The following is a 13549-nucleotide window of genomic DNA, read 5'->3' as shown; positions in this document are numbered from 1 at the left end:
ATCATCTTCTATGTATTCCAGCCAATCTAATAATTCCTGCATATACCAACGCCCCTTTTCTTTTAATTTTACCAGAAAAGGGGCATGTTCACAATTTATTTACTCATGCGTTTTTCGTGGTGGGCGGAGCGTGAAATATCTGGCGGGAGAAAGCCAGAGAACGGTTGATTTGGCATCGAGTATGCTCGGTGCGAGAAGGAGAATGCGAGGCTTGAGAAAAAATCGGACTGAGGTTATAATGGAGAGCGTACATAACAAAAATGCCCTTGTTTTTACAGGACTGATTCGGTAAAATAGAGACAGGCAGAACGATCCCCCTGAAAATGTTCAGGAGGGAATGTATGAAAGAAGATAAGAAAAAAATTTTGACGGCCGCGGCTTTCTTGATCGCAGCCGGACTTGTGTTTGGGATGACAAGAAGCCGGAGTGGAATCCAGAAGCTGGATGAATCCGGAGCGGTCGTTATGAGCGGATCACTGGATGCGGATGGGAACATCAGCTGGGAGAAAAACGGCTCTGCAAAAAGCGACGGTCTGCCGCAGGGGGATTCTGGAAGCAGTACCGAGAAACAGGAGATTCAGGAACCATTCAGGGATGAAAATGGCAGTGTACAGGGAGAAAGTACCGTGGAGACGCAGGAATATGTGGAAAACTCTGAAAAATCCGGAGTTTATGTGTATATCTGCGGAGAGGTGGCAGCCCCAGGTGTGTATGAGCTTTCGGAGGACAGCCGGATCTACGAGGCAGTGGATGCCGCCGGGGGATTTACGGAGAACGCGGCGAGGGAGAGTGTAAATCTCGCCTCAAAAGTTTCTGATGGCATGCAGATCACGATCTACAATAAGGAAGAGGCCGCGTCGCTTCCGGCGGGCAGCGGGTCTGCAGTAGGAAACACCGGTCAGGGCGGAACCTCCGGTTCCGGGCTTGTGAACCTGAACACGGCGACAAAAGAGGAGCTGATGACCTTAAAGGGCATCGGGGAGGCGAAAGCCGAGGATATTATCCGCTACCGCGAAAAGAGCGGTGGCTTTAAGAAAATCGAGGATATCATGAAGATATCCGGTATCAAAGAGGCCGGGTTTCAGAAGATAAAGGATAATATTACGGTGTGAAAAGATGAAAAAACGGTAACTATTCAGTGCCTTCATAGTTACGTGCAAAAATCCATTCCAGATCAGCTTCGCTGATGGGATTTTTGCCTTCCAGCCTATGTTTTCTTACGGTCAGCGCAGCAAGTGCGCAGACCTACTGAACAGTTAAAAAAAACGTATAATTCATGCTGATTGTGACATTTAAAAACACAGGAGGCGGAAATCAGGTCATAGACATTAGAAAAGCAGCAGGAGAGGACCTGCGCATTACAGCATAACGTGGAGGAGAGAAATGGCAAGAGTTCTGGTAGTTGATGATGAAAAACTGATCGTGAAGGGAATCCGCTTCAGTCTGGAACAGGATGGATATGAGGTGGACTGTGCTTACGACGGTGATGAGGCGATCGAGAGGGCAAAAGAACGGGAGTATGACGTGGTTCTTTTGGATGTCATGCTTCCGGGACACGATGGATTTGAGGTCTGCCAGACGATCCGTGAGTTTTCCGAGATGCCGATCATCATGCTGACGGCAAAAGGCGATGATATGGATAAGATCCTGGGACTGGAGTACGGCGCTGACGATTATATCACGAAACCGTTCAATATCCTGGAAGTAAAAGCGCGGATCAAGGCGATCATCCGCAGAAACAATAAGAAGAGCGGCGCCGCGAAACGCCAGAAATCCAGCGTAGTCACAGAGGGCGACTTAAAGCTTGACAGGGAGAGCCGCAGAGTCTTCATTAAAGATAAGGAGATCAACCTGACCGCGAAGGAATTCGACCTGCTGGAACTTCTTGTCACAAATCCGAATAAGGTCTACAGCCGTGAGTCCCTGCTTGAGTATGTATGGGGAAACAAGGCCATGGTAAGCGGGGATGTCCGCACGGTGGATGTGCATGTGAGAAGACTGCGTGAAAAAATTGAGCCTAGCCCGAGTGATCCGAAGTATGTACACACAAAATGGGGCGTAGGCTACTTCTTCCGCGCATAGCGATGAGCAGTGCAAGATCAACAGACTGACTTTCGGCGTTGTGCTTGCACATAAGCCGAAAGTCGGACAGTTGATCTTATAGGGCGAATGCCCGCGAGCCCTGAGTTGGGGCCTGCCCCAATTCAGGGCTCCACTGCGGACTAACCAACAAAATTAATTAAAACTTAAAGGAGAAAAATTTTATGACATACACAATTCGCCCAGTCCGCCCGACGGACCTTGCGGCAGTTACCGAGGTGGAAGCAATCTGCTTCCCGGCGGCGGAAGCCGCAGCAGAGGAATCATTTAAGGCCCGCATCGCGGCATTTCCGGAGTGCTTTTTTGTTGCGGAAGCGGACGGAAAGATCATAGGCTTCATCAATGGCTGCGCCACAGATTCCAAAACGATTTATGACGAGATGTACGAAAATTCCGCCTGCCATAGGCCGGACGGCGCATACCAGTCTATTTTCGGACTGGATGTGATCCCGGACTACCGCTGCCAGGGAATCGCGGCGGCGCTCATGGATCACATGATCGAAGACGCGAAAAATAAGGGAAGAAAGGGCCTGATCCTCACCTGCAAGGACCGTCTGATCCACTATTACGCGAAATTTGGATACAAAAACATGGGCATTTCCAAGTCTGTCCACGGCGGGGCAGTCTGGTACGACATGATCCTGGAATTCGGGGATCAGAAATCATGAAGGTCACATTGATCACAGTCGGAAAGATCAAGGAAAAGTTCTTTCAGGACGCCATCGCGGAATATTCCAAGCGCCTGAGCCGGTACTGTAAGCTGGAGATCGTCCAGGTGGCGGACGAAAAGACGCCGGATGGGGCCAGCGAAGCGGTGGAGACGCAGATCAAGGAGAAAGAGGGCGAGCGGATTCTGTCTAACATCAAGGATGGTAGCTTTGTCGTTGCCCTTGCGATCAACGGAAACATGCTGGATTCTGAGGAACTTGCGGCAAAAATAGAAAAATGGGGTGTGTCGGGGATCAGCCAGATCGTGTTTATCATCGGCGGATCTTTAGGACTTTCCAACCAGGTCCTGGCACGGGCCGACTATAAACTGAGCTTTTCAAAGATGACATTCCCGCACCAGCTCATGCGGGTCATTCTTCTGGAACAGATCTACCGGAGTTACCGGATCATCCAGGGAGAACCATATCATAAGTAAAAAATGGGGACTTGGCAAGGAGGCAAAACGAGTGACAGAGGAACAGAAAGCGGGGAAGATCTTTCTTTTCTGCAAGGAATCTTCACAGGAGCGGATCATGAAGTGCCTGCGGGACGCCTTTGACGTTCCGGGCAGCGCACATGATACAGGATTGGAACTTCACAATGGGAATCTGAATGTGACGCTCAGGATCTACTGCGAGAGCGCGGGTGACGAGGAGCAGGAGCTGGTCCGAAGCTGGTCTGACCGGGCAAGAGGCCACTTTTCCAGGGTCGAGACCGCGGTGGTGGATGTGAAAACGAATCTTCTCTATCAGCTGGAAGGAACCGAGAGTATCGTTTCGGTGGACTATGTGTTCGAGGGGGAAGAGTCCGAATTCCTGACAGAGGCAGAGGAGGCCGCGAAGAGAAATATGGAGCAGACACTGTTTCGTGTTCTTTCCGATCTTCGTGCAGTCATGGCGTTCAGGGGAGAAAAAAGGGGATTTTACTGCCTGGATGCGTCCGGCATGGAGAAGCTGATCCTGGACGGAAACGGAAACAGTGAGATGGAGCGGTTTCTGCCATATCAAGCGGTGGGCTATGTTCCGGGAAATGAGATCGAGACGGAACAGTTGAACCGCAGGGAGAAGAACCGGAGAGAGTTTGAGGCGCGGGGCGTGTATGTTCCGGTATTTTACCCGCTTTTGGAGACGGAGGCGGAGGCAGACTGCCGGACACCATATGAGATCGCGGCGAGAGCGGTGGCGCTCATGCTGGTGGCGGTATTTTCTGAGGCCATGCTGGCGAAAAAGATGAGCCAGAAAGAGGCATTGGAATTTATCCAGAAGCGGATCAACGAGTTCGGGGCGGATGATTTCTTCTCCCTGAAGGAGTGGAATTACCTGCACAACGAGGATCCGAAAGAATCAGAGAAGATATCCTATTCCTGGCAGTACGAGAATCTGTATGTGATGGAGTGGGCGCTGGGACTGATCGACGGGCCGTTAGATTTCCCGGATCACTTCTGCGCAGTGGCGGAGGCGGCGCAGCTTCTGACAGCCTTTCACTCCATGAGGGAGATCCTGGAGGCGGCGAAGCCGAGGAGCGCGAAGGAACTTCTCGATGCCTGCGATATGATCTTCTGTCTGGACTGGGCATGCACCGATACGAGGATGCGGGATCTTCCCGCGCCTGCGGGAATGGACGGAGGTGTGGTCTTTGAGCGCCATAAAGCGTTAAACTGGCTCGTGGGAGCCGGGGAGAAGGCAGACTGGGACCATGTGCCGGTGGATACGTGAGGAGATAAAGCACAGTAACAAAACACATCATGGAGAGATCTATGGTGTGTTTTTTAATTGCATTTATAACTGTTCAGCAGGTCTGCGCACTTGCTGCGCTGACCGTAAGATAACATAAGCGGGAAGGCAAAAATCCCATCGGCGCAGCCGATCCGGAATGGATTTTTGCAAGTAACTATGAAGGTACTGAATAGTTACTTGCATTTTTTAACGTAGTGTAGTATAATTACGTCACTTTGAAAAAAGACAAATGTCCACGACTCACGGTCATGGAAGAATAAAAGAGAAGACTGACGGATGTCTGCAGTTACTAATGCGGCTATTCCGGGGATAGAGGAGATACGAACCATGGGAGAGAGAAATGTGATCAAGGCGGCGCTTCTCGGCGCTGGAACGGTTGGAAGCGGCGTGTATGCCCTCGCCGAGATGTTAAAGGATGAGATGTTCCAGAAGACCGGTGCCAGCCTGGAAATTAAGAAGGTCCTGGTACGGAACACAAAGAAGGACCGCCCGGGGATCCCGAAGGAGATCATGACGGACAACTGGCAGGAGATCCTGGAAGATGAGGAGATCCAGCTTGTGATCGAGCTCATGGGCGGCGTGGAACCGGCGAGAACCTATATCGTGCAGGCCCTGGAAGCCGGAAAACAGGTGGTTACCGCCAACAAGGACGTGCTCGCGGAGCATGGACAGGAGATCCTGTCACTGGCGGAAAACAGCGGCTGCGATATCCAGTTTGAGGCGGCAGTCGCAGGCGCGATCCCGATCATCCGTCCCTTAAAGCAGAGCCTCGCGGGCAGCATGCTGACGGAGATCATGGGAATCGTTAACGGAACCACGAACTACATTCTGACAAAGATGTCGGAAGAGGGGATGGATTACAAGGAAGCGCTGGCAAAGGCCACAGAGCTTGGATATGCGGAGGCGGATCCGACGGCGGACGTGGAAGGCTACGACGCGGGACGAAAGATCGCGATCATGTCCTCCCTGGCGTTCAACTCCAAGGTGACCTTCAGCGATGTCTATATGGAAGGGATCACGAAGATCACCTCCGATGATATCCGCTACGCGAAGGAATTCGGCTATGTGATCAAGCTTCTCGGCGTTACAAAGCTGGTGGACGGAAAGATCGAGGTCAAGGTCCACCCGATGCTGATCCCGGAGCAGCATCCGCTTGCGACGGTCCGCGACTCCTTCAACGCGGTGTTTGTACACGGCGAGGCCTGCGATGACGCGATGTTCATGGGACGCGGTGCGGGAAAGATGCCGACGGCCAGCGCCGTTATGGGTGATATCATCATCGTCATGAGAAATATCGTTCACGACAATTGTGGCTGGAACGGCGGCGTGGCGTACAAGAATTATCCGGTGAAGCCGATCGAGGAGACGAGATCGAGATATTTCCTCCGTCTTCAGGTCGCGGATAAGCCGGGCGCCCTCGCAAACATTGCGGGCGTTCTCGGAAACAACGATGTCAGCATCGCCCAGGTCGTTCAGAAACGCGCGAGGGACGGTGTTGCAGAGCTTGTTGTGATCACGGATTCCGTTCTGGAGCGCCATTTCAATGACGCGCTGATGATCGTGAAGGGCATGTCCGTGCTTCGTGAGGTGTCCGGAATTATCAGGGTTTACGGGGATTAACAGCCGGTATTTGAAATAATGGAATTAGAAAGCATATCTGTCTGGTCAGGTGAAACTGACTGGGTGGATGTGCTTTTTTATTTTCCGAGAAATATCATAAAAATCCGGGGTGTTCATATATTGTATCAATTCCGGGAAAGGCGGACAGGCAGAACACGGGGAGAAAGGAGCGCGGGATGAATACGGAAACTTTTGAAAGACTGCTGAAACAGGCGGTTCCAGACGGGAAAACGATTCGGGAGATCAGAATCCGGACGGAAAAACCGGTGATGATACTGCTGGAAAGCGGGGAAAACCTCCTTTTTTCGGATGGGACCTGTGGAAAGACGGAAAGTTATGGAAAGAAAAAGATGGGGTCGCTGGAGATAAGAGAAGACCGGAGCGTAGTTCTTGCAGACCAGGAGCTGATCCGCGGGATTCTGGAGACCTGTTCCAGGCATTCGCTGTACGCCTACGAGCGGGAGATCAGCCAGGGATTCCTCACGATCCGCGGGGGACACCGTGTGGGAATCGCAGGGAAAGCGGTGGTGGAGGACGGACATGTGAGGACGGTCCGGGATCTCTCATCTTTAAATATCCGTGTTGCCCATGAGGTAAAGGGCTGCGCAAAAAACGTGCTGCCGTACCTGATGGATGGGGAAACATTTCTGGACACGCTTTTGATCTCCCCGCCGGGAGCAGGAAAGACAACACTTTTGAGGGACCTGATCCGGGAACTTTCATGCGGGGGAACATGGGGAGCGGGGAAGAATGTGTCCGTGGTGGACGAGCGTTCGGAGATCGCAGCGTGTTTTGGAGGAATTGCCCAGTGTGACCTGGGGCCCAGGACCGACGTGATGGACGGGTGCCCTAAGTCTGAGGGAATGCTCATGATGCTGCGCTCTATGGCGCCCCAGGTGCTGGCGGTGGACGAGGCAGGAGGGGAAGGCGAGATCCTGGCGATGAAGTATGGGATGAACTGCGGGTGCAGGATCCTGGCGACGATCCATGGTGCAGATGTTGGGGATATCATGAAGCGGCCGGCGTGGCGGGAACTGGCGGAAGCGAAGGTGTTTTCCCGGTATGTGGTTCTTTCCGGAGTTCCGGGACCGGGAACGATAGTGGGAATTTATGATGTGAATTTTCAGCGAATGGATAAAGGAAGTTAAGGTTTAAACAAGACATAGATCGTGAGTGGGCGGGGGATGAGACATGAAATATTTAGGACTCTTGTGCATGGCGGCAGCGGCGGTAGCTGGAGGTTTTCTGCTGGCGGGGGAGTGGGAGATGCGGGTAAAGATGCTTGGAATCTTCCGGCAGATGGCGGTCTATCTGAAGGCGCGGATCCTATACTCCAACGAGACGCTGCCGGAGGCGCTAAAGGAGATCGGCAGCCGGTTTTCAGACGGGAATTCCGGGATGGCGGCGGAGGCAGGATTCTTTTTCCTACGGGTGGAAAAGCGGATGGAGGAAGAAGCTGGGAAGGCGTTTGCTGAGATATGGAAGGAAGAGATGGAAAAATTTCCGGACGATCTTCCTTTAAGAAAACAGGATCTTGAAGCACTCCGGGCACTGGGGGAAAATCTCGGTTACGCGGACAAAAAGACCCAGGAGCGGACGATTCTGTTCTATCTGGAACAGGCGGATGACTCCCTGGCGTTCTTAAAGAAGGAGATGGAGAGCCGGACGAAGCTTTACCGGTCTCTCGGAATGGCGGCAGGACTTTTTATTCTGGTACTCTTTGCGTAAGGGGGAGACTATGGGGGTAAATCTGATATTTAAGATCGCGGCGGTGGGGATCCTGGTGTCGGTGATGTGTCAGGTGTTGAAGCACAGCGGGCGCGAGGACCAGGCGTTTCTCACGAGTCTCGCAGGATTGATCCTGGTGCTGTTTTGGATCGTGCCGTATATCTATGATCTGTTTGAGACAATTAAAAATCTGTTTTCGCTGTGAAAGGAGGGAGAGTTATGGCGGTAGTTCAGGCGGCACTTCTGGGGCTTACGGCAGTTTTGCTTGCGGCGCAGTTAAAACCGCTGAAGCCAGAGTACGCGGTGTACCTGGTTCTGGCGGCATCCATCGGAGTCGGATTTCTTGGTCTGGCAAGACTGGGTGTGCTTTTGGACACCCTGCGGGAGATAGGAAACGGGATCAGGATCCGGCATGTGTATCTGGCGGCGTTATTCAAGATGGCGGGAATCACATATATCGCAGAGTTCACGTCGGGGATTTGCAAGGATGCCGGATACTCTGCGGTGGGGACCCAGGTGGAAATGGTTGGGAAGCTGGCGATCCTCGCGGTGAGCGCGCCGGTGGTGCTGTCGCTGGTGGAGACATTGAAGGTGTTTATGGAATGAGATGGAAGAGAAATGTATTTCTGATGCTGGGGCTTGTTGTGGGGATATTCTGGGGAATCAGACAGAGTGAGGTGACAGCTTTTGCCGCAGAGCAGACCGGTTTCAGACAGAAAACAGGGCGGCAGGCTGGATTGTGGACAATTCAAATGCCAACAGCGGAAACAGTGGATTTCGGGCAGAGAGCGGAACCGCAGCAGGATGATGAGATAGCAGATATTGACGTTACAGAAATCCAGGAGTATTTAGACCAGATCGGCGGTGATGATACAGCGGGACTTACATTCCGGGACTTAATGGACATGATCCGGAAAGGTGATGCGGAGAACGTCTTCTTATATGGAAAGGACAGGATCGTCTCCGCACTGTTCTCGGAGATCCGGACAAACACCTCGTTTTTAGCGGAAATCCTGATCTTGTCCCTGTGCGGGGCGGCATGTTCCGGCTTTTTCGGAATTTTCGGTTCCAGCCAGCTGTCGGAGACGGGGGCCTACGTGATCTGTATCTGCGTGCAGACATTCCTGGCGGCGAGCTTTTTTGCCAGTATTCGCATCGCAGAGGAGACCACAGGGGATATCTTAGGGTTCATGAAGGTTCTGCTCCCGGCATATTTCCTTGCAGTGACTATGGCGGGTGGGGCGGTGACATCGGCATCGGTCTGCGGATTCACGCTGGGGGCCATTGGCGTGATCCAGGCGGTGGTTTCGGGATTCCTTTTGCCGATCATGAAGCTCTACATGGTGCTCTCCCTGGTGGGAAATCTGTTCCGGGAAGAAATGTTCTCGGTGATGACGGAGTTCCTGGGAAAAGTCGTGGGGTGGACCGTGAAGACCATGTTCGGTATCGTTGTGGGATTTCACCTGATCCAGGGTCTGGTTCTGCCCCAGGCGGATGCCATGAAAAACGCGGCGGTCGTGCGGACCATCGAGGCGGTTCCGGGAATCGGCGCAGGGGCCGGGGCAATGTCAAATCTTCTGATGGGATCGGCGGTTCTCATAAAGAACACGGCGGGTGCCGCGGCGGTGGCGGTCCTGATCTTTCTGGCGTCGGTACCTATGGTGAAGCTGGCGGTGCTCATGGCGCTCTACTATCTGGCAGCGGCTGTGATGCAGCCTGTATGTGATAAGCGGCTGGCTGCATGTATGGCGCAGAATGCCGTGGGGCATGGGATGTTACTCGAAATCGTCGGGTATTCGCTGGCGTTGTTTGCGGTGACCATCGCAGTGATCAGTTATTCTACGAATGCGGTGTACTATGCGGGATGAGTTGTTGTCACACTGCATATTATCAAGGTGGCTGTGCAAAATGTGAACAGCAGCGGAGAAGTGGAGGAGCGGCATGAAAGCGATTGAAAACTGGGTAAAAGACATCGTTTTTTACATGATCTTCGTGACCATGGTCATGAATCTTCTGCCGGATCCGAAATACGAAAAGTACTTGCGGCTGTTTGCCGGGGCGGTTATGATCCTGCTGGCTTTTGGGCCGCTTGCACGGATCACGGGGATGGAGACAGCGATAGCGGGCATGTTTGAGAAGATCATCTTTGAGGACGATGTGCGGACGCTGAAGGAGGAACTTGGAGCCGTGGATGAGAGGCGGATCGCAGGATTTTATGAGCGGTACCGGGCGGCGGTGGAGTCTGATATCCGGACTATGGCAGAGAGTGATGGTCTGGAATGCGTGAGCGTATCGGCCCGGGTGGCGGATGCCGGGAATCTCAGCCATGTGAAGTTAGTGGTCCGGGGAGAGCAGAATCAGGCAGGAGCGGAGATCGCTTCGGTCAGAAGGAAGATAGGAGCTTATTATGGAGTGGAAGAACGGGACATTGAGGTCGATGTTGAAAGGGAATAAGGAGAAGGTGATTTTTCTATTCTGTTCCGGGCTGCTGCTGTTTGTGATCTCACTGCCGAATGGGAAGACAACGGATTCCGGATTGAGAGCTGGAACGGTGGAGGTGGTTGCGGATGTCAGCGGGGACGATGAGAGCACTGCGTTGGAAGATGCCGGGGAGGAAGCTGCAGCGAAGGAGGAGAGTGGTTCTTACGAGGAGAAGTTGGAGCAGCGGATCCGGGAACTATTAAAGAGTGTGGATGGCGTCGGGGAGGCGGATGTGATGGTGGTGTTGAAATCTTCGGAGGAGAGGATCTGGCATGTGGATAAGAGCAGCACGTCCTCAGTGACGGAGGAGAGTGGGAGCAGCTCCGGGAGTTCACGGGTCATAAGGGAGGAGAACCAGTCAGAGAGCACGGTGCTTGACGGGAAGAGCCAGTCACCGGTGATGGAGAAGGAAGTGAAACCGGAGATCTCCGGTGTAGTCATCAGCGCGGACGGCGGCGGAAGTGCGGTGATCCGGGCGGAGATCTCGGAGGCGATGGAGGCGCTTTTAGGACTTCCGGCGAATAAGATCAAGGTGATGAAGCGGGCGGTGAAATAAAGGCAGTGGATTGCAGAGTATCGGCAAAAATGGGTTCTGTTTTTTACAGAGGAGAGAATTACAGCGGTATATTTCAAGCCTGGAATCATAGAATGGAAGTATGAAAGTATGGGAAAGAAGGAGTTTTGCGATGAAACGGATCTTCAGAAGAAATCAGATCATTATCACGACGCTGGCGGTCATGATCGCGGCAGCGGGATACCTGAATTACTCGTCGAAGAAGGAAGTGGCGGGGGCAGAGGTGTACGAGGCGGGGATGATGGATATTTCCGATTCGGACATTCTGGCGGAGAATCAGGCGAAGAATGGGGTGGATGATGGAAAGCTCAAGGAAATTGCGAGTCTTGACGGGGATGGAGAGGAACTTCTGCCCGATGGAAATGAGGTGGCGGCGATGCCTGAGAGTGCGGAATCTGCTGGTGCAGAAGTTTCCGGGCAGGAGACAGCGGCTGCGGGAATCGAGAATCCGGGCGAGGCGGTGCTCACCGGCGGAACAGGGATCTCCGAGTACATAGCTGGCGTCCAACTTGGCAGGGAGCAGATCCGGGCAAAGAATAAGGAAACTCTGATGCAGATCATCAACAGTGACCAGATCTCGGAGGAGGAGAAGCAGACGGCGATCCAGAACCTCATCGGGATGACGGAGATCTCGGAAAAGGAGAACGCGGCGGAGACGCTTTTAAAGGCAAAAGGCTTTGTGGACCCGGTGGTCAGCATCACGGACGGGAAGGTGGATGTTGTGGTGAACGCGGCATCACTCTCGGACCAGGAACGGGCGCAGATCGAGGATATCGTGAAGAGGAAGACGGAGATCGGGGCAGACGGGATCGTGATCACGCTGCTGGATGTGGATGAGTGATAAGGACGATGGTGCCGGAATATTGGCGTAAAGTGGTATGGTTCCCGGTATCTCTGGCGGCAGGCGCAAAGTGTGATAAAAAGAACTATGCAAAGAGAGGAGAAAATGGTATAATAACTGTATCTTTGATATACAGGAGGTAATTGTTGTGGCAGCGGAAACAGAGAGAAGCAGTCATAAGGTTTATGAAAAGGACAAAATTGGAGAAGTCCAGATTGCGGATGAAGTCGTGGCAATTATTGCCGGCCTGGCAGCAACTGAAGTTGACGGCGTGGACTCCATGGCGGGAAATATTACGAACGAGCTGGTTGGAAAGCTTGGAATGAAGAACCTTTCCAAAGGCGTTAAGGTGGAAGTTACGGAGGAGCATGTAAGTGTGAATATGGCTCTGAATCTGAAATATGGATATAGTATTCCGGACGTCTGCGAGAAGGTGCAGGAGAAGGTTAAGAACGCGATCGAGAACATGACGGGGCTTACGGTGCTTGATGTGAATATTAAGATTGCCGGGGTCAGCCTGGAAGAAAAGTAAAGATTGTGACTGCGTGAGGGCAGGATTCCCGGGAGACACTGGGAGTCCTGCCCTTTTTGGCGAACTTATTTTATCTCGATTGTGTAGTTATAGCTGTAGGTATGGACGTAAAGTGTATTATCCTGGTATACGAGGAGATCAGGCTGCTTTTTTAGTTTCAGGCGGGAGAGGACTTCTCCGGTGTGAAGATTAAGCTGGTAGAGGTAGTCGTCCTCGGAGGTGAAGCCGTATCCGCAGATGATCACATTGTCTTTTACGATAAAGTTCATGGAATTACAGGTCTGGTCAGCGCTTCTCCAGAGGAGTTTGTTATTTTCCAGATCATAGGCAAACATGAAACAGGTATCCAGCTGGGCGTAGCCGTTTGTCACGCTGGCTCCGTAGAAAATACCGTCCTTCAGACAGGCATTGTTTCCATTGATGTACCATTTGTCGGTGGGATAGGTTAAGACATACAGGCAGTTCCCGGTACCGTTTTCAAAAATATAAAGCTCTTCGCCGGACCAGAGGTACTGGTAGTTGTCATCATAAAAGCTGTTCCAGTCGGTGCCGATCATTGGGAGGGATAATCCTTTCCTGTCGTACCATTCGTTTGCAAAATCGATACCGTTTTCTTCTTCGGATACGATTTTTAAATCAAAAGGAGCGGCGGCATCACCGGTGGGATGTGTCTCCCTGGCTGTGGACAGGTCGATGGTAATGTATTTTGTCTCAGAAGCCGTATTTTCGGTGTCAGTATTGGCAGCAGGGCTGGTTTCTGTTTTCATATCGGTTTCAGAGCTTTCTTCTGCCACTGTTTTCGTGTCAGATTCAGAGGTGCTTTCTGACTCTGTTTCCACTGCCGTTTTTAATTCGACTTCGGAAGTATGTACGGCTGTTTCTGTGGAGACTTCCTTCGAAATATTATTTTTGTTGCCGCATCCGGTTAATAGCATGCACAGGATGATGAGCGGCAGGTATTTTACTTTGTTCATTGTATTATTTTCCTTTCTGAGGTAAGTTTGGAATTCTGAAGGGATCAGAAAGAGTATACCATACCACAAGGATAAAAGAAACATCTCTCACATAAGGACTTGTGAAAATATACATTTTCATGTATAATCGTAACTGTTCAGTAGGTCTGCGCACTTGCTGCGCTGACCGTAAGAAAACATAGGCTGGAAGGCAAAAATCCCATCAGCGAAGCTGATCTGGAATGGATTTTTGCACGTAACTATGAAGGTACTGAA

At 52.0% G+C, this 13549-nt stretch carries 16 protein-coding genes; 15 read left to right on the top strand and 1 reads right to left on the bottom strand.

Features of this window, described 5'->3' with window-relative positions; all coding sequences use genetic code 11:
• Positions 1-341: 341 nt before the first annotated feature.
• From ABCW45_RS04415 to ABCW45_RS04345, 15 genes are all read left to right on the top strand, one after another.
• A complete protein-coding gene (locus ABCW45_RS04415) occupies positions 342-1112 on the top strand; it encodes a helix-hairpin-helix domain-containing protein (protein ID WP_015553763.1) in 771 nt (256 codons plus the stop codon).
• 271 nt (positions 1113-1383) lie between these two features.
• The gene (locus ABCW45_RS04410) at positions 1384-2082 is read left to right on the top strand and encodes a response regulator transcription factor (protein WP_015553762.1); all 699 of its coding nucleotides are present in this window, start codon (positions 1384-1386) and stop codon (positions 2080-2082) included.
• Between the two features lie 182 nt (positions 2083-2264).
• Positions 2265-2768, top strand: coding sequence for a GNAT family N-acetyltransferase (locus ABCW45_RS04405; RefSeq protein WP_015553761.1), 504 nt, complete (start codon positions 2265-2267; stop codon positions 2766-2768).
• Entirely contained in the window at positions 2765-3244 is a 480-nt protein-coding gene (gene rlmH / locus ABCW45_RS04400; protein WP_015553760.1) for a 23S rRNA (pseudouridine(1915)-N(3))-methyltransferase RlmH, read from the top strand. Before ABCW45_RS04405 ends, rlmH begins: the two co-directional genes overlap by 4 nt.
• A 31-nt stretch (positions 3245-3275) precedes the next feature.
• Positions 3276-4523: a DUF4272 domain-containing protein gene (locus ABCW45_RS04395; RefSeq protein WP_117484414.1), complete on the top strand. Its 1248-nt coding sequence runs from the start codon at positions 3276-3278 to the stop codon at positions 4521-4523.
• A 348-nt stretch (positions 4524-4871) separates the two neighbouring features.
• Positions 4872-6164 carry a homoserine dehydrogenase gene (locus ABCW45_RS04390; RefSeq protein WP_117470202.1) on the top strand — a complete coding sequence of 431 codons (1293 nt, stop codon included), beginning with the start codon at positions 4872-4874 and terminating at the stop codon, positions 6162-6164.
• A gap of 176 nt (positions 6165-6340) precedes the next feature.
• Entirely contained in the window at positions 6341-7312 is a 972-nt protein-coding gene (spoIIIAA, locus tag ABCW45_RS04385; protein ID WP_343220360.1) for a stage III sporulation protein AA, read from the top strand.
• Positions 7313-7355: 43 nt separating this feature from the next.
• Complete coding sequence (locus tag ABCW45_RS04380; RefSeq protein ID WP_343220359.1) at positions 7356-7892, top strand: stage III sporulation protein AB; 537 nt, start codon at positions 7356-7358, stop codon at positions 7890-7892.
• A gap of 10 nt (positions 7893-7902) precedes the next feature.
• On the top strand, positions 7903-8097 hold the full coding sequence (spoIIIAC, locus tag ABCW45_RS04375) for a stage III sporulation protein AC (RefSeq protein ID WP_015553756.1): 195 nt from the start codon (positions 7903-7905) through the stop codon (positions 8095-8097).
• Between the two features lie 14 nt (positions 8098-8111).
• Positions 8112-8498, top strand: a complete 387-nt coding sequence (locus tag ABCW45_RS04370; RefSeq protein ID WP_015553755.1) for a SpoIIIAC/SpoIIIAD family protein — start codon at positions 8112-8114, stop codon at positions 8496-8498.
• Positions 8495-9760 (top strand): stage III sporulation protein AE, encoded by a 1266-nt coding sequence (locus tag ABCW45_RS04365; protein WP_343220358.1) that lies wholly within the window; start codon positions 8495-8497, stop codon positions 9758-9760. Before ABCW45_RS04370 ends, ABCW45_RS04365 begins: the two co-directional genes overlap by 4 nt.
• A gap of 73 nt (positions 9761-9833) precedes the next feature.
• The gene (locus ABCW45_RS04360; RefSeq protein WP_117470206.1) at positions 9834-10346 is read left to right on the top strand and encodes a stage III sporulation protein AF; all 513 of its coding nucleotides are present in this window, start codon (positions 9834-9836) and stop codon (positions 10344-10346) included.
• Complete coding sequence (locus ABCW45_RS04355; RefSeq protein ID WP_117503226.1) at positions 10300-10929, top strand: stage III sporulation protein AG; 630 nt, start codon at positions 10300-10302, stop codon at positions 10927-10929. Before ABCW45_RS04360 ends, ABCW45_RS04355 begins: the two co-directional genes overlap by 47 nt.
• Positions 10930-11059: 130 nt before the next feature.
• Entirely contained in the window at positions 11060-11788 is a 729-nt protein-coding gene (locus ABCW45_RS04350; protein ID WP_015553751.1) for a SpoIIIAH-like family protein, read from the top strand.
• 148 nt (positions 11789-11936) lie between these two features.
• Positions 11937-12320, top strand: a complete 384-nt coding sequence (locus ABCW45_RS04345) for an Asp23/Gls24 family envelope stress response protein (protein ID WP_117470208.1) — start codon at positions 11937-11939, stop codon at positions 12318-12320.
• A 65-nt stretch (positions 12321-12385) separates the two neighbouring features.
• Here the strand turns inward: ABCW45_RS04345 and ABCW45_RS04340 are convergent, their stop codons facing one another.
• Entirely contained in the window at positions 12386-13294 is a 909-nt protein-coding gene (locus ABCW45_RS04340; protein ID WP_117503207.1) for a hypothetical protein, read from the bottom strand.
• Between the last annotated feature and the right edge of the window lie 255 nt (positions 13295-13549).

It is taken from the genome of Pilosibacter fragilis (genome assembly GCF_032490495.1).
GTDB lineage: Bacteria > Bacillota > Clostridia > Lachnospirales > Lachnospiraceae > Pilosibacter > Pilosibacter fragilis.
This window is presented reverse-complemented; position numbering and strand designations above follow the sequence as displayed.